At 67.4% G+C, this 15,476-nt stretch carries 15 protein-coding genes; 6 read left to right on the top strand and 9 right to left on the bottom strand.

Annotated features, from left to right (window positions below; genetic code table 11):
- The first annotated feature begins 57 nt into the window (after positions 1-57).
- Together K343_RS0118800 and K343_RS0118795 are read left to right on the top strand one after the other, a co-directional pair.
- Positions 58-756 carry an iron-containing redox enzyme family protein gene (locus K343_RS0118800; protein WP_020649668.1) on the top strand — a complete coding sequence of 233 codons (699 nt, stop codon included), beginning with the start codon at positions 58-60 and terminating at the stop codon, positions 754-756.
- Positions 757-768: 12 nt separating this feature from the next.
- Positions 769-1,485 carry a hypothetical protein gene (locus K343_RS0118795; protein ID WP_028009372.1) on the top strand — a complete coding sequence of 239 codons (717 nt, stop codon included), beginning with the start codon at positions 769-771 and terminating at the stop codon, positions 1,483-1,485.
- Positions 1,486-1,500: 15 nt separating this feature from the next.
- On the opposite strand, the gene K343_RS0118790 is transcribed toward K343_RS0118795, so the two are convergent.
- Positions 1,501-2,163 (bottom strand): DNA-3-methyladenine glycosylase family protein, encoded by a 663-nt coding sequence (locus K343_RS0118790; RefSeq protein WP_028009371.1) that lies wholly within the window; start codon positions 2,161-2,163, stop codon positions 1,501-1,503.
- A 76-nt stretch (positions 2,164-2,239) separates the two neighbouring features.
- Here K343_RS0118790 and K343_RS0118785 point away from each other — a divergent pair, with 76 nt between their 5' ends.
- The 3 genes from K343_RS0118785 (at position 2,240) to K343_RS0118775 (ending at position 4,603) form a co-directional block, all read left to right on the top strand.
- Positions 2,240-3,418, top strand: a complete 1,179-nt coding sequence (locus tag K343_RS0118785; protein WP_020649665.1) for a vWA domain-containing protein — start codon at positions 2,240-2,242, stop codon at positions 3,416-3,418.
- 109 nt (positions 3,419-3,527) lie between these two features.
- Positions 3,528-3,929, top strand: a complete 402-nt coding sequence (locus K343_RS0118780; RefSeq protein ID WP_028009370.1) for an MAPEG family protein — start codon at positions 3,528-3,530, stop codon at positions 3,927-3,929.
- Positions 3,926-4,603, top strand: coding sequence for a SanA/YdcF family protein (locus tag K343_RS0118775; RefSeq protein WP_028009369.1), 678 nt, complete (start codon positions 3,926-3,928; stop codon positions 4,601-4,603). The genes K343_RS0118780 and K343_RS0118775 overlap by 4 nt, the downstream gene beginning before the upstream one ends.
- A 150-nt stretch (positions 4,604-4,753) precedes the next feature.
- Here the strand turns inward: K343_RS0118775 and K343_RS22875 are convergent, their stop codons facing one another.
- From K343_RS22875 to K343_RS0118735, 8 genes are all read right to left on the bottom strand, one after another.
- Positions 4,754-5,026, bottom strand: coding sequence for a response regulator transcription factor (locus tag K343_RS22875; RefSeq protein WP_028009368.1), 273 nt, complete (start codon positions 5,024-5,026; stop codon positions 4,754-4,756).
- A gap of 189 nt (positions 5,027-5,215) precedes the next feature.
- Positions 5,216-6,373 carry a hypothetical protein gene (locus tag K343_RS0118765; protein WP_028009367.1) on the bottom strand — a complete coding sequence of 386 codons (1,158 nt, stop codon included), beginning with the start codon at positions 6,371-6,373 and terminating at the stop codon, positions 5,216-5,218.
- Positions 6,373-7,734 carry a COG4315 family predicted lipoprotein gene (locus K343_RS0118760; protein WP_028009366.1) on the bottom strand — a complete coding sequence of 454 codons (1,362 nt, stop codon included), beginning with the start codon at positions 7,732-7,734 and terminating at the stop codon, positions 6,373-6,375. Before K343_RS0118760 ends, K343_RS0118765 begins: the two co-directional genes overlap by 1 nt.
- Complete coding sequence (locus K343_RS0118755) at positions 7,731-9,077, bottom strand: DUF1552 domain-containing protein (protein WP_028009365.1); 1,347 nt, start codon at positions 9,075-9,077, stop codon at positions 7,731-7,733. The genes K343_RS0118760 and K343_RS0118755 overlap by 4 nt, the downstream gene beginning before the upstream one ends.
- A 25-nt stretch (positions 9,078-9,102) precedes the next feature.
- Positions 9,103-10,863 carry a DUF1592 domain-containing protein gene (locus tag K343_RS0118750; protein ID WP_028009364.1) on the bottom strand — a complete coding sequence of 587 codons (1,761 nt, stop codon included), beginning with the start codon at positions 10,861-10,863 and terminating at the stop codon, positions 9,103-9,105.
- A 4-nt stretch (positions 10,864-10,867) separates the two neighbouring features.
- Complete coding sequence (locus K343_RS0118745; protein ID WP_028009363.1) at positions 10,868-11,425, bottom strand: hypothetical protein; 558 nt, start codon at positions 11,423-11,425, stop codon at positions 10,868-10,870.
- Positions 11,422-12,882, bottom strand: coding sequence for a sodium:solute symporter family protein (locus K343_RS0118740; protein WP_084615997.1), 1,461 nt, complete (start codon positions 12,880-12,882; stop codon positions 11,422-11,424). The genes K343_RS0118745 and K343_RS0118740 overlap by 4 nt, the downstream gene beginning before the upstream one ends.
- 218 nt (positions 12,883-13,100) lie before the next feature.
- Positions 13,101-14,258: a cytochrome c gene (locus K343_RS0118735; protein WP_245585244.1), complete on the bottom strand. Its 1,158-nt coding sequence runs from the start codon at positions 14,256-14,258 to the stop codon at positions 13,101-13,103.
- 264 nt (positions 14,259-14,522) lie between these two features.
- On the opposite strand from K343_RS0118735, the gene K343_RS0118730 reads away from it, so the two are divergent.
- The gene (locus K343_RS0118730) at positions 14,523-15,473 is read left to right on the top strand and encodes a LysR family transcriptional regulator (RefSeq protein WP_051278717.1); all 951 of its coding nucleotides are present in this window, start codon (positions 14,523-14,525) and stop codon (positions 15,471-15,473) included.
- Positions 15,474-15,476 lie beyond the last annotated feature (3 nt).

Raw genomic sequence — 15,476 nt, 5'->3', positions numbered from 1 at the left:
CCGCATCGGCACGGGTCGAGACTCCACCGCAGGCAAGACTGCCAGGGGGAGAAACCGATGAGCTTGGAACCGTTCTCGCAGTTGCTCGACGCCACCCGCGCCGACTTCGAATCGCAGATCCTCGGCCACCCGCTGCTGGCCGCACTCGCGGCCGGCCAGCTGCGCCGCGACCACTACGCGCTGTTCCTGCGCGAAACCTTCCACCTCGTGCGTCACACCTCGCGCGCGCTGGCGACCGCCGCCGCGCGGCTCGACGACGAGCACCGCGGCCTGCGCGGCTGGCTGCTCGAACAGGCGCACGAGGAGCACGGCCACGAGCTGTTCTGCCTCAAGGATCTGCAGCGGCTCGGGCTCGACGCCGAGCGCATCGTGCAGCGCGCGCCGGGCCCCGGCGTCTGGGGCATGGTCACGCAGAACTACTTCCTCGCCACGCACGCCCGTCCCGGCGCGATCCTCGGCGTCGCCGCCGCGACCGAGGGCATGGGCGTGGAACTCGCCGGACGCATGGCCGACGTGGTCTCGGCCCGGCTCGGCATTCCGGACACGGCCACCACCTTCCTGCGCAGCCACGCCTCGTTCGACCGCCGCCACTTCGAGGAAGCGCGCCGCGCCGTCAACGAATATGCCGCCGCCCCCGAGGTGCTCGACGAGGTGATTCGCGCGCGCCGCTACACCTTCCGCTACTACGGGGCGCTGTACGACGACGTGCTGCGCAGCGTCGAGCGCTTCTTCGACGACCACCAGCGCGCCGCCTGAGGGGAGCCCGACATGAACCGCCTTCCGCTCGCCGCCGTCGCCGTCGCCGACCTGCCGTCGGCAGGCGCCGCCGATTCGTCGCTCGATCTCTACCGCCCGGAGCGCTACCGCATCCGCGAGATCGACGGCCAGCTGCAGCGCCGCACCTACGAAGCGTTGCTCGAACAGACCTACGGCGCGCTCGGCTTTCCGCTCGCCGGGCTGCGTCCGACCGACGATTCGCGCTGCTTCCTGCTCGAGTTCGGCGCGCAGACCGCGGCGACCTTCCGGCTGACGCCGGTCGACGACGGCGATCATCATTTCCGCCGCGTGCTGCCGCGCGCGACGCGCGCCGACGGCGCGCCCCTGCGTCTGCTCGAAGTCAACAACGTGATCGTCGTGCCGCGCTTTCGCGCGACCATCGCCCTCGGCCTGCTGCTGCGGCACAGCGCGCTGCACGCGGCCGCGCACGGCTACGACTTCATCGTCGGTCTGACGCGCTACCAGGTGCTGCGGCACTTCGTCGAGTTCGGCGTGGTGCCGGTCGACCACGAGCCGCTGCACCTGCTCGGCCGCGACGATCTGCTCGACTTCACCATCTACTACGACACCGCCTCGCCGGCGTCGTGCGCGTACATCGAGCAGCGCGCGCAGCGCTACTTCCACCAGCAGTACGTACTGCGCAGCATCGACGAGAAGTACGGGCGCGCGCAGCGCCGTCTGCAGGCGGCAGTACCGGCCGCGGCCTGAGCGGCCGCGCGGCGCTCAGACCCAGATCTCGTTGACCGGGTCGGCGACGCGCCAGAGATACCAGCTGGCGATCGTGCGGTACGGCGCCCAGCGCCGCGTGATCTTCAGGGTGCGCGCGTCGGACAGCGGCCGGCCCCGGTTGTAGAGCATCGCCACGCCGCGGCGCAGGCCGACATCGTCCATCGCGAACAGGTCGATGCGGTTGAGCGCGAACATCAGGAACATCTCGGCGGTCCAGCGGCCGATGCCGGGCAGCGCGTCGAGCACCGCGATCGCCGCCTCGTCGTCGAGCCGGCCGAGCGCACGAAAATCCAGCGTGCCGGCCGCGGCCGCCTCGCCGAGCGCGCGCAGCCACCGCGCCTTGGCGGTCGACAGACCGTAGCCGCGCAATTCCTCGTGGCTGGCCGCCAGCAGCAGCGGCGGCGTGATGCGGCGCCCGGCGCCGATGCCGGCCATCAGCCGGGCCTGGATGGTGTCGGCCGCCTTGCTCGACAGCTGCTGGCTGATGATCGACGCGCACAGCGTGTGGAACGGATCGCGGCGCGTGGCGCCGAGCGTGCACGGACCGTGGCGCTCGATGACCGCCGCCATCACCGGATCGGCGCCGGACAGGTGCTGTTCGGCGGCCCGCACCTGCTGGACGAAAGCGGCGGCGCCGCGGAGGGTCGGAGCGGTCATGGTCGGCTCGGCGGTGCGCTGGCGGACGGACGGGAACGAGGCGCTACAATGCCATAAACCCTCTGCCCCGCCACCCGTGCTTTTCACGTTCTTCTTCACCCTGCGCGCCGCCGGCGTCAAGGCCAGCCTCAGCGAATTCCTGATGCTGCTGGAAGCGCTGTCGAAGCACGTCGCGATCTTCTCGATCGACGACTTCTACCACCTGTCGCGCGCGGCGCTGGTCAAGGACGAGTCGCAGTACGACCGCTTCGACCGCGCGTTCGCCGCGTACTTCAAGGGCATCGAAGCCGTCACCGGCGAGCTGTTCGGCTCGATCCCGGAGGAATGGCTCAAGAAGCAGGCCGAGCTGCACCTGTCGCCGGAGGAGCTGGCCAAGATCCAGGCGCTCGGCGGGCTCGACCAGCTGATGGAAACGCTCCGGCAGCGCCTCGAAGAGCAGAAGGAACAGCACCACGGCGGCAGCAAGTGGATCGGCACCGGCGGCACCAGCCCGTTCGGCCACGGCGGCTTCAATCCGGAAGGCGTCCGCATCGGCGGGCCCGGCGGCCAGAAGAAGGCGGTCAAGGTCTGGGAGAAGCGCGACTTCCGCAATCTCGACGACAGCATCGAACTCGGCACCCGCAACATCAAGATCGCGCTGCGCCGGCTACGCCGCTTCGCGCGCGAAGGCGCGGCCGACGTGCTCGACATCGACGACACCATCAGCTCGACGGCGCGCAACGCCGGCTACCTCGACATCAAGATGGTGCCGGAGCGCCGCAATGCGGTGAAGGTACTGCTGTTCCTCGACGTCGGCGGCTCGATGGACCCGCACATCAAGGTCTGCGAGGAACTGTTCAGCGCCGCCAAGACCGAGTTCAAGCATCTGGAGCACTTCTACTTCCACAACTTCGTCTACGAGTCGGTGTGGAAGGACAACGCGCGCCGGCACAGCGAGCGCATCCCGCTGTTCGACGTGCTGCACAAGTACACGCCGGACTACAAGGTCGTGTTCGTCGGCGACGCGACGATGAGCCCCTACGAGATCGTCCATCCGGGCGGCAGCGTCGAGCACTGGAACGAGGAGGCCGGCGCGGTCTGGTTCAAGCGCCTCCATGACCAGTTCCCGAACCTGGTCTGGCTGAACCCGGAACGCGAGGATCACTGGGAATACACGCCCTCGGTGCAGGTCACCAACGAGCTGCTCGGCCAGGGCCGCATGTTCCCGCTGACGCTGTCGGGCCTCGAAGCGGCGATGCGCCGCCTCTCGCACTGAGCCGGCGCGATCCCGCCGGCGCAGCCGCTACAATGCCGGCGGACGCCGCCGGCCGGACCGGCAGCGGCGTGCCGATACCAAACGATTCATAACGAGGGGAAAACGAAACATGACGGGAATGACGGCGCTGCTAGGCTATACCGCGTGGACGCTGGTGCTGGTCGCCATCGTGCTGACGTGGCGCGTGCTCGAGGTGCTGCGCGGCAAGAGCATCAACAGCTGGGGTCGCGGCCGGTCGATCGCGGTACCGTCCTTCATCGAACGCGCCGGTCACGCCCATCTGAACGTGCTCGAGAACCTGCCGGTGTTCGCGGTGATCGTGCTGGCGGCGCAGCTGCTCGGCAAGACCGCCGGCGTCGACGCGCTGGGCTGCTGGGTGCTCGGCGCACGCGTCGCGCAGAGCGTCGTCCATCTGATCGGCACCTCGGTCGCGCTGGTGATGGTGCGTGCCACTTTCTACGTCATCCAGATCGCGCTGTTCGCGTATCTGCTGTGGGGTCTTGCGACTTGAAACCCTGGACTCGCCGCTTCCTGCAACGCTGGCTGATCACCGGCTTTCTCGCGTTCGCGCTGATCGTGCTGCTCGGCAACCGCTGGGTCATCAACAGCACCGACGCGTACATCTACCGCGACTGGGCGCTGCTGCCGGCGAACGACGTCGGCGTCGTGCTCGGCACCAGCAAGTACCTGGAAAACGGCAAGCCGAGTCCGGAATTCCGTGGCCGCATCGAGGCGGCCGCGGAGCTGTACCGCAACGGCAAGCTCAAGCATCTGATCGTCAGCGGCGCGAACCCGGACGAGACCTACAACGAGCCGCGCGCGATGCGCCGCGAGCTGATCAAGGCCGGCGTGCCGGACACCGCGATCACGATGGACTTCGCCGGCTTCCGCACGCTGGACTCGATCGTGCGCGCCGAGGCGGTGTTCGGCCTCAAGCAGTTCACCGTCGTCACGCAGCGCTATCACTCGTACCGCGCCGTCTTCATCGGCCGCAAGCTCGGTCTCAAGGTGGTCGCCTATATCGCCCCGGCGACCAGCGACGGCGGCTATGGCAGCCGCAACCCGCCGCGCGAAGTGTTCGCCCGCGTCAAGGCGATCCTCGACATTTTCCTGCTCAGCACCGAACCGAAGTTCCTCGGCGAGCCCGAGCACATCGAACTGACGCCGGACTCGGCGGGAACCTGAGGCGCAAGGGGGCCGCGGACAACAGGCGTATCGCCGCCAGCGTCGCGCCTATTCTGCGCATCGGCGCAGCCGCAGACTTTAAGTCGGGTCACTGTCGGCGGCGCCCCGTGACAATGCTCGCCCGAGCTTCATGGAGGACGCCGCGAATGGCTATGGCGATTGACGCAGACGCCGGTCGCCGCGCGCCGCATCGCTCTCCTCTCGACGCACCAGCCAGCCCTCCAGGAAGGCCTCGCGCATGAGCTGGGCCGTGTTGCGCACGTTGAGCTTCTCGTACACGCAGCGGCGATGGTGGTGGGCGGTGTGCACCGAGATCTGGAGTCTCTCCGCCATCTCTCTGGTCGAGCGCCCGCAAATCAGCAGGTACAGCGCCTGCATCTCGCGCGGCGACAGCTTGTTGTAGTGAAGCGAACGCTTGTTCACAGGTGCTCTTCTCGAAAAGCGGGCGCCGAGCCGGGCCCCGCCCGGCCGGATCGTCAGGCTTTCGATCGAAATGGAAGGCCACGCCGGGGGATGGCGGGACAGGGAGGCGCCCGGCGGGCCCGCGGGCGGCGGGACCTGAGCGACCGGGTCTGCGCAGGCGCCCGCGCGGCGCCCGCGCGACAGGAGAGCTCAGCGCGCGCCGGAGGCCGGCTGCTCCGACTCCGGATGAATGACGTAGACCTGCGTGAGCCTCATATCCAGTGCTCCGGAGATCGCCGTGTTCTGCCCGGTCTTCGGGTCGGGATAGCCGTCGGCGAGGCGGCGCAGGGCCTTGTAGATCGACGCCGCCGACGCCTGGCCGTACGCGGCGTGGTGCGTCGCCCACGAGGTGTTCATCGCGTAGTACCACTGCTCGACGTCGATGTAGCCGGCCAGCACGCCTTCCGCCGATTCCGGCGTCAGTTTCAGGCGCAGCTGCGCGCTCTTGAAAATATTGATCGCCGGATCGCCCATGCCGTCTTCCGGCACGAGGATTTCCTTGAACGGCTCGGTCTCGAGCACGCCGTCGACGATGCGACCCTTGGCGCTGATGATGAATCGCTTGCCCCAGCGCTCGTCGATGCGCTGCGAGCCACCCGGCAGGTAATTGCCGGTCGGCCCGGCGAGCAGCGTGTCGAGCGTGCGGTAGTACGAAACGGTGACGTCCGGATCGTTCTTCAGGCTGTCGACGCCGGTGATCTCGAAGGTGACGCGGTTGAACGGCTTCTGCGCGCGCCATTTGGTCGTGATGATGCCGAGCTCGCCTTCCTTACGGTAATTGCGGATGCAGCCGACGACGCGGAACAGCTGATTGTCGATGCCCTTGCGGCCGTCATCGCTCTCGAAGTCCTCGGGCGTGTCCTTGCCGTCGAGATTGACGCCGATCGCGTACTTGCCGGTCGCCTCGTAGAACGGGAACTCGTCCGGCGTCGTGTCCGGGTCCCAGATCGCCGCCTCGCGCTTGAGCTGCGTCTCGACCAGCGTGCGCTTCTTGCCGTCCTTCGGGAATTCCTCGGCGAACTGCTCGCGCGGGCCGATGTTGAAACCGTTCGGGCACTCTTCCTTGGTCGGCGTCTCGCGCAGGCCCCAGGACACTTCGTCCCACAGCACGTAGCCGATGCGTCCGCCGGGTGGCGCCCAGTCCTTGAGGTCTGCCGGTTTTGCTGCCGGTTTGGCCGCCGGCTTCGCGGTCGGCTCGGCCGCCGTCACGCTGCCGCTCAGCGCCAGCGGCAGCCAGGCGAGTGCCGTCAGGCCGAGCGCCGCACGCTGCAGCGCAGATCGCGAATGCCGATCGTTCACGTCGTTCATCATGCACCTCGTCCAAAGTCGGACCGCAGCCAGAAGGCCTTGTAGCCGTTGCGATAGCCGTAGAACTCACCCCACTGGTCGGCCGTCATGTCGCCGGGACCGCGGTCGCGGTAATGCGTGTACACCGGCCGCTTGCGATAGGCCCAGACGTACAGCGCGCCGGGCGCGTTGGGCTTCGCCTCCTTGCCGGTCATCGGGTCGATCCACATCGCGGTCCACAGCAGGTTGTCGCTCTTCACACCCTTGGAGACCGGCACGTACGGAAAGCGCTCGAGGCAGCGCTTCGGATCACCGCCGCCGCAGACCGTGAAGCGATAGACCTGCGGCGACGCCGGGTGGTCGCAGGCGAGCTGGTCGAGCGCATCGTCGGCGCAGTTGTAGATGTAGACCGTCTTGCTGGCCTTGTCGGCGAGCACCAGCCCGGTCGGGCTCTCCTGCACCGTGAAATCGGCCGGCGGCTTCGGCGTGTACTGCGCGTAGACGTTGTACCAGCCCGGCTCATCGCTGCCGTACATCTTCTTGAACGGTTCGCCGACGTGCGTGTACAGCGGCTGCTTGCGGAAGGTCCACTGACGGATGCCGGGCGAGCGCTCGATGATGCCGAACTCGCCGCGCGGCTTCGCATACGCCGGCGCTTCGATCGGCTTCCATGCTTCGAGGCAGGCACCCTTGCAGTTCGATCGATCCGGCTGGTCCTGCTTGCTGGCGTAGACCGAATAGTTGTCGCTGGTCAGCAGCATGCGACCGACGAGGTTGGCGTCGACCTTGAACTGCGGCGGCACCATCGACGGCGCTTCGGCCGGCTTGCGCACGCCGACTTCGCCGGACGCCTGCGAATGCGCGCCGTTGACCTCGCCGGGTTGGTCGTCGAGCACCGAGGTGTAGAGCGCATAACCGTCGTAGGCCCACTGGCTGATGCCGTCCTTGCGTTGCACGACGGTCCACTTGCCGACCGGCTTGGCGTCCTTGTCGGCGACGACGATCGGCCAGACGTCGATGCAGCTCGGTCGCGTCGCCAGCTCCGGCAGTTCGAAGCCCGCCGGATACGGGCTCATCAGGCCGGCGTTCTCCGTGTACTTGGTGGCGTCGCAGCTCGGCGCGCCCTTGCGTTCGCCGACCGGTCCGTTGCGCAGCTGTCGCACCGGCCAGGTGTACAGCGTATGGCCGCGCGCATCGGCGAACACCGGGCCTTCCTGTTCGGTGACGACGATCTGAAAGCCCGGCGGCATCTTCACCGGCTCGTACTGTTCCTTGTCCTTCGCCGAATCCGGCCACGGCGACCTGGCGTCGGCCTGCGCGAGCAGCGGCGCTGCCGCCAGGCACAGCAGCAGCAGGCGTTTGAAGATCGGATGATGGGTCACGCCAGAATCTCGCTGAACGTGTTAGAGGTCATGTTGCTCTTGGCGCCCCAGTTCGGGAGATCGATGCCCATGGCGCGCATCGCCGTGTAGGCGACGCGCGTCACGCCGGTGGCGCCGGCATCGATGTGCAGGCCGGTCTTCACGCGTCCGCCGGCGCGGCCGGCGGTAAACGCGACGAGACCGTCGAGCGAGTGAATGCGCGCTTCACCGTGATCGGTGTTGGCGTAGATCAGCATGTTGTCGAGCAGCGTGCCGGCTCCCTCGCGGATCTTGGTGAAGGCCTCGACGAAGTACGCCCACTCCTCGATCGCGCGCGACGAGAAGTACGCGCACTGCGGCTGATAGCCGATGTGGCTGTCGATCGGCTCCTCGTGCGTCGTCGTGTGGTGCGGCTTCTCGTAGCCTTCCTTGACGGTATTGGCCTGGGCGTTCGAGTACGCCATGTTGAAGACGCGCGTCTGGTCGCAGGCGACCGCCATCACCATCAGGTCGGTCAGCATGCGGTGGCGCTTCTGCACCATCTCGACCTCGACGCCCATCTTCGGGTCCATGCTCACCGACGGCGGCGCATGGCAGGCGGCGATCGGCTCGGGCTTGGTCAGCTGCTGGTCGAACTGCTTCTCGAGATGGCGCAGGCCTGTGAAGTATTCGTCGAGGCGCTGGCGGTCCGAGGCGCCGACCGTCTTCTCCATCGTCTTGATCTCGTCGAGCACGCCGGACAGCACGCTGCGGCGGACCATGATGCGCGGGTTCGGCGTGAACACCGGCGCGTTCGGGTCCTGGAAGTCGGCGCCGAACAGGCGCGTATAGAACTCCAGCGGCGAGATCTCCGGCGGGTTCGGCGAGTTGGCGTTCTCGTAGCTGACCGTGTTGCGGAAATCGCCCGTCGCCGACGCCGTCAAGGTGCGGAAGCGCGTCGTGCGGCCGATCTGGTTGGCGACCGTGATGTCCAGGGTCTCGCCCGGCTGCTCGGCCGTGCTCTTCGGCGCCTTGCCGGTGCGGCCGACGATCCAGCCCGAGTAGTGGCAGAGGTTCGGTTCGCCGTCGCGGAACACGTTGAGATTGGTGAATAGGTTGACGTGCTGTTGCACGCGCGCGACCGGTCCCAGCTGCGACGGCACCTCGTAGCCGGCGCCGATCTTCTGCGGCACGAAGATGCGGTTGGTCGCGCCGAGGCCCCAGAACCAGGTGCCGAAGCGCAGCGGCAGCGACTCGCCGGTGGCGGCCCAGGCCTTGCCGCTGTCGTCGAGCAGGCAGTCGAGCACCGGCAGCGCCACAGCGACCATGCCGCCATTGAGGAGGCCGCGCAGGACATGGCGGCGGCTCAGGTTTTTGACTTTCATGAAGGAAACCTCCTCGGTCTCGGAATCACGGATGGGCGGCAGCGCTGCCGGACAGCGGCAGCTCGGCAGATGCGGTCTGCTGCGGCCGCTCGGCGGACTTCAGGTCCGGCAGCGGGTAGGTCTTGCGCACGTGCGGCTCGTAGACCTTGCGGAAGGCGCGGCTCAGGGCGATGTCGCGCAGCAGGTCCGGGAACACGTAGCCCTGGTCGGCGAACTCTGCCGACAGGTATTCAAGGACGCGGCGATCGTTGCTGTCGGCGGCCGTGCCGGTGCCGTACGCGAAGGTGCGCCGCACCGCGCACCACGGCACCTGCGGGTTGTCGCGCAGCGCCTTGCCGAGACCGACGATATCGGTGAACTCCACGCCGTCGAGATTGCCGCTGGTGTCGATCGCGACGCCGTTTTCCTCGTGGCGGAACGTGCCGGCGCCGTCGAAGGCCTCCATCGACAGACCCATCGGATCCATGATGCGGTGGCAGCCGGCGCACGACGGGTTCTGCAGATGGAAGGCGATGCGCTCGCGCGCCGTCTTCACGCTGCCGTCGGGGTTCTGCACCTTGGAGAAATCGACGTTCGCCGGCGGCCGCGGCACGGTCTGGCACAGCATCACTTCGCGCAGCGCCTTGCCGCGCAAGGTCGGCGAGCTGCGGCCCGGATGCGAGTGCAGCGCCTCGAAGCTGACCTGCGTGAGCAGGCCGGAATGCGGATCGTCCGGCGGGAACTCGTACGGCGTCCAGCCCGGCCCCTGCGCGGCGACCTTGTAGATCGGCGCGAGCGACGGCGACATGAAGGTCTTGCGCGTCGTGAACAGGTCGCGATAGTCGGCGCGCTGCACCAGCAGATGGTCGACGACCGTGCGCAGCGTCTGCTCGCGCGCATCGACCGCTGTCTCGCCGGTGAAAGCCGGATAGATGGTGTTGTCCTTGGTGAGGCGAGTGAAATCCTCGAACGCGAACATGTCGTCGAACAGCGCGCGCACGCCGGTTTCCAGCCGCGGGCTCGCCAGCATGCGGTCGACCTGCCCGGCCAGACCCTTCTTGGTCTGCAAGGCTCCGCTCTGCGCGGCCGCCAGCAGTTCCGCATCCGGCGCGGCGTTCCACAGGAACAGGCTCAGACGCGTCGCCAGTGACCAGCTGTCGAGGCGCATCTCGCCCGGATGGTCGGGATCGGGCTCGGCGACTTCGGCGACCAGCAGCACGTTCGGGCTGATCAGCATGCCTTCGATGACGATGCCGAGTCCCTGATAGAAATCGTGCAGCGAATCGGCGGCCTTGCCGGCCTCGGCGACGAACTTGTCGATCTGCTCTTCCGGCAGCGCGCGGCGGTAGAGCAGCGGCGCCACTTGCGCGAGAAACTCCTTGGCGCACGCGGCATCGGCGGCGTCGGCGGCGGCCGGCTCGCACGGCACCAGATACCTGCGGCTGTCTTCGTTGACGACCTGCGCCGCGACCTTGGTCGCAGTCTTCTGGTAGGTCTCCAGCTGCGCATCGGTGAGACCGGCCAGTGACGCTCCGCTCGCCAGCAGACCGTCGATGCGCGGCAGCGCGGCGAAACGCGTCGTCGGCTGCACGTTCGGACCGAACACGTAGGCGACCGTGTTCAGATACTGGTCCTGCGTCAGCAGGCGCATGCTCTTCGGCGTGCCCTTGGACGGCGGCTCGGCCGTGCCGCGCATGATGCCGACGATGACGATCGCGAGCACGGCGGCGAGCAGTGCGCCGCCTCCGGCCAGCAGCCATTTCGTTCTCCGCGCTTTCGGAGTACCACGCAGCAGTCTCTGCAGCATTTGTTCAGGACCTCGCGGAATTCGGCGGATCGGTGCGTCGCGCCTGGCGACGATCGAGCCTGTTCAGGACCAGGGGCGCGAGCCGCTCTTCGGCAGCGCCCGGCGTGTTGTTCGATGGGGTGTGCGGCGCATGGACCGACAGGCCGAAGCTGATGTCGCCCTGGCGTACGGCGAGGCCATCGCCCCACCACAAGGCCTCGTCGCCGATGCGGCGGGCGACTGGCGCGCGCGGCAGGACGCCCTGCGCCGCGGCGTCGCGGAACGCATCGAGAAACTCGTGCGCGCGGCCGGCGCCGGGCGGCCACTGCATCGCATTGAGGATCACGAAGCCGCCGCGCTGGCCGGGCGCCGATCCGGCGAACTTCCACACGCAGGACGACGACCACGCGCCGTTGCTCTCGATGCCGGCATCGTGGCGCGCACCGGCGTCGACGGCCTGACCCAGTGCCTTTTCGATCTGCGCGGCGTCGAGCAGCGCGCACGCGTCGATGCGCGGCGGCGACGCGGCCGCCGCTGGCAGCACCGCCCCGAGCAGGACGATCGCGATGAGCGGACGGATCATGAATGCGCACCACCGGCTGTTACGGACTCGCTCGACGCGCCGGCGGACGCCGGCGCTTTCGCCCGCACTCGTTCATCCCAGCGCGCCAGCACGGCGGCCGGCGTCGGCACGTCGAGCAGGCTGAAGACGACGAAGAACGCGAGGCTGGCGCCGAGGCCGACGTAGATCGGCAGGTTCGCGTAGATGTCGCGCAGCACGATCATCGTGCCGATCGTGCCGACGATGCCGGCGAAGATGCTGGCGATCGCGCCGCGTGCCGTCGCGCGCCGCCAGATCATGCCACCAAGCACCGCGACCATCAGGCCGCCGACGAGGATGTCCGACGCGATCGTCAGACCGGCGATGACGTCCTGCAGCAGGCAGGCGATCGTCGCCATGACGATGCCGAAGAACAGGATGTAGCGCCGGGTGCTGGCGATCTCGTCGTGTGCGCCGGCGCCGCGGCGGCGGCCACGGATGTCCTCGGCGGCCACCGTCGCCGTCGCGATCAGGCAGCCGCTCGACGTCGACATGATCGCCGACAGCGCGCCGGCCACGACCAGGCCGGCGACGCCGACCGGCAGCACGTGGCGGACGACCTCGGTGTAGACCGCGTCGCGGCCGACGAGATCCGGCAGCAGCACTTTCGCCGCCATGCCGATCAGCGCGCCGGCGATGCCGTAGGCGAAGCCGTAGCCGGCCGCGGCGAGACCGGCCCAGCGCGCGACCGAATCGCTGCGCGCGGTGAATACGCGCTGCCACAGATCCTGGCCGATCACCATGGTCGGCACGTAGAGGATCACGTAAGTGAAGATGCTGCCCGGCCCGATCGCCGTCCACTCGAATGCTTCGGCCGGCAGCTTGGCGTGCAGACCTTCGAACCCGCCGGCCTTGATCAGCGCCGCCGGCAGCAGGATCAGGAAGATGCTGATGGTCTTGAGGATGAACTGGACCATGTCGGTCAGCGTGATCGACCACATGCCGCCAAGCACGGCGTAGGTGATCACCACGCTGCTGCCGAGCAGGATCGCCGGCACCTTGCCGATGTCGAACAGCACCGAGAAGATCACGCCGTAGGCGATCGTCGATGTCACCGAGATCATCAACGTGTATGCCAGCATGACGATGCCGGACACGCGGGTTCCCATCTCGCCGTAGCGCAACTCCAGCATCTGGCTGACGGTGTAGACGCGCAGCCGGTTGATCAGTGGCGCCAGGATCAGGCTGATGGCGCCGACGCCGGCCGACATCGAGAACACCAGCCACACACCGGACAGTCCGTGCTGGTAGCCGAGGCCGATGCCGCCGAGCGTCGCGCCGCCGCCCATCACCAGCGCGGCCAGCGTGCCGGCGTAGAAGAACGGACCGAGCCGGCGACCGGCGACCAGGAACTCGGATTGCGTTTGCGCGCGCAGCTTGGCGTACCAGCCGATGCCGATCATGCCGGCCATGTACAGGACGATGACGAGCAGATCCATCGTCAGCTGCTCCGCGCGGCGGCGTCGATCGACGCGTGCATGCAGGACAGCAGCGGCAGGCGTTGCGCGACAACAAAGAATCCCGAGTCCTGCTTCAACATCACGTTCTGCGCAACCATGAATGTCCTTCCTTAATGCTTGTTGATCCGGCAAGACCAGATCAATGAGACCTGGATCGATACGGTTTAGCGGGGCTAAACACTACGGCCCGCGCGCGCTCACCTCATGCGATCGATGTCCTTCGGCTCGACGGCGGGCGCGGCGTTGCCCCAGGAATTGCGGACGAAGGTGAGCAGCGCCGCCGCCTGCTCATCGCTGAGCTTCTGCCTGAACGGTTTCATCGACTGCCAGGGCCGCTGCCACGCGAGCGACGGCGCCTCCTGCGGCGTGCGCGGTCCGTTGATGACCAGATCGATCAGCGACGAGGGATCGGGCGCCTGCGCGAAGGCACTGCCGGCCAGCGGCGGCGCGGTATCGGCGGACCCGAGGCCGGTCGGCAGATGGCAGGTGCCGCAATGGATGTCGTACTGCTTGGCGCCAAGCGCCATGACCCTCTCGCTCGGCTTGCCGGGCTTCGCACCCGCCGGCGACAGGCTCTTCAGATAGGCCGCCATCGCTTGGGTGTCGGAGTCCGACAGATAGCGTGTGCTGTTCAGCACCACCTCGTTCATCGTGCCCATCAGTCGCGCGTGCGTGCTGATCCCGGACTTCAGATACGACGCGATGTCGTCTTCGGACCAGGCGCCGAGTCCGCTCGGCGAAGGCGTCAGATTCGGCGCGCCGCGTCCGACGCGGCCACGGTCCTCGTCGAGATCGTAGAAGGAGCCGCCTGCATATAGGGCTCCGCTCTTCTCGGCGCCGAGCAGGTTGCGCGGCGAATGGCAGGCGCTGCAGTGGGCCAGCGCCTCGACCAGATAGGCGCCGCGGTTCCACTGCGTGGAGCGCTTCGGATCCGGCATGAATTTTCCTTCATGCAGGAACAGCGTGTTCCAAAAGCCCATCAGTGCGCGCTGACTGAACGGAAATGTCAGCTCGTTGTCCTTCGGCGGCGCGTGAACCGGCTTGAGGTTCATGAAGTACGCGTACAGCGCACGCATGTCCGCTTCGTCGATCTTCGTGAAATTCGTGTAAGGAAACGCGGGATAGAGATGCTCACCGTCGGGCCGGACACCGCGCCGCATCGCCGTGTCGAACTGCGCGAAGGTCCAGCCGCCGATGCCGGTCGCCACATCCGGCGTGATGTTGGTCGAATAGATCGTGCCGAAGTCGGTCGGGAACGGCACGCCACCGCCGAGTACCGCGCCGCCGGGCACGGTATGGCAGCTGACGCAATTGGCGGCGCGCACCAGATACTCGCCCCGCTCCAGCTCGGCCACGGCCCCGACCGCCGAAAGCGGAGCCAGCAACGAAAAGCCCAGCATGAATCGGAAAACAAGCCTCACCAAGAACATTCACCGCCCCCCCAGTTCCGAACGAAAGCCGCAGACCGCCTCCTAAAAGCAAGTTCCGCGCCCAAATTCATTACGTCTATACAAACCAATTGAAATGACTGTACATTAAGAAAAAGAGGGCACTTTTTGCCCAGACACGGAAGGCGGATCACGACATGAATCGCGCAACATGCTTGTGCTTCGCGCACCATGTCTGACCATCTGCAGGACAAATCTGAGGCGAGCGCATCGCTGCTGCCCCCTGTTCGGGCAGTGCAGGCCTTCGAGGCGATCGTCCGCCGCGGCAGCGTCGCCGCCGCTGCCGAGGAACTCGGGGTATCGTCCGGCGCGGTGAGCCAGCAGCTGCGCAAGATAGAAAATGAACTGAATGTCAGGCTGCTGAAGCGCGATGGCCGCTCGCTGACGCTGACGTCTTGGGGGCGCCTCTACTACGAGCAGGTGCGGATCGCTTTCGACGAACTCCGCCACGCCCAGCACCGGCTGCAGGTGGCGCGCAGCAAGCAGGGCATCGTGCTCAGCGCCCCCGCATCACTCGGGAGCTGGCTGAAGCGCCCGCTGCTGGAATGGAGTAGCGCCAATCCGACGGTCAGCCTTCGCCTGATCGGCTCCGAGAAGGAACCCGAACTCCAGGATGAAGGCATCGATTTTCGACTCTGCTACGGCGCCGATGTGCGCCGCTACGATCGCTTCTCCGAATTGTTCCGCGATGCAGTGGTGCCAGTCTGTTCCCCAGACTTTTTGCGCGCGCATCCCGTCGGGAATGAGGCCGACCTGCTGGCCGCCCCGCTGCTCGATATCACCTGGGACAGTCGACACCGGCCGCCGCCGTCCTGGGCCGACTGGGCCTGGTCCGCCGGGCTCGGCCCGCCGAAGCGAGCCAGCCGCTTATCGTTTTCGCTGCCCGGCGCCGCCATCGACGCGGCTGCAGAGGGCGCCGGATTCGTGCTTGGCCAGATATCGATCGTCGCCGAGCTGATCCGCAGCGGGCGTCTGGTTGCCCCGATCGATCGACGCCTCAGGCTGCCTGAACCCTACTTCCTCGCCTGGGAACGGGACGCGCTGGATCTGCCCACCTGCGCGGATTTCCGCAATGCGCTCGTCGCCGCAGGCCATCAGCAGCAGCACCTTTCGGCGGACTGAACT

Origin of the sequence: Solimonas flava DSM 18980 (assembly GCF_000426685.1) — a bacterium.
GTDB classification, from domain to species: domain Bacteria; phylum Pseudomonadota; class Gammaproteobacteria; order Nevskiales; family Nevskiaceae; genus Solimonas; species Solimonas flava.
Note: the sequence above shows the minus strand (reverse complement) of the source record. Positions and strands in the feature narration are given on the sequence as shown.

Bases quoted from the DNA above. Each gene is read 5' to 3' on its own strand.
- K343_RS0118795 (WP_028009372.1), top strand. From the start codon at position 769: ATGAACCGCCTTCCGCTCGCCGCCGTCGCCGTCGCCGACCTGCCGTCG.
- K343_RS0118765 (WP_028009367.1), bottom strand. From the start codon at position 6,373: ATGAACGACGTGAACGATCGGCATTCGCGATCTGCGCTGCAGCGTGCG.
- K343_RS0118800 (WP_020649668.1), top strand. From the start codon at position 58: ATGAGCTTGGAACCGTTCTCGCAGTTGCTCGACGCCACCCGCGCCGAC.
- K343_RS0118790 (WP_028009371.1), bottom strand. From the start codon at position 2,163: ATGACCGCTCCGACCCTCCGCGGCGCCGCCGCTTTCGTCCAGCAGGTG.
- K343_RS0118780 (WP_028009370.1), top strand. From the start codon at position 3,528: ATGACGGGAATGACGGCGCTGCTAGGCTATACCGCGTGGACGCTGGTG.
- K343_RS0118740 (WP_084615997.1), bottom strand. From the start codon at position 12,882: ATGGATCTGCTCGTCATCGTCCTGTACATGGCCGGCATGATCGGCATC.
- K343_RS0118750 (WP_028009364.1), bottom strand. From the start codon at position 10,863: ATGCTGCAGAGACTGCTGCGTGGTACTCCGAAAGCGCGGAGAACGAAA.
- K343_RS0118745 (WP_028009363.1), bottom strand. From the start codon at position 11,425: ATGATCCGTCCGCTCATCGCGATCGTCCTGCTCGGGGCGGTGCTGCCA.
- K343_RS0118730 (WP_051278717.1), top strand. From the start codon at position 14,523: ATGTCTGACCATCTGCAGGACAAATCTGAGGCGAGCGCATCGCTGCTG.
- K343_RS0118755 (WP_028009365.1), bottom strand. From the start codon at position 9,077: ATGAAAGTCAAAAACCTGAGCCGCCGCCATGTCCTGCGCGGCCTCCTC.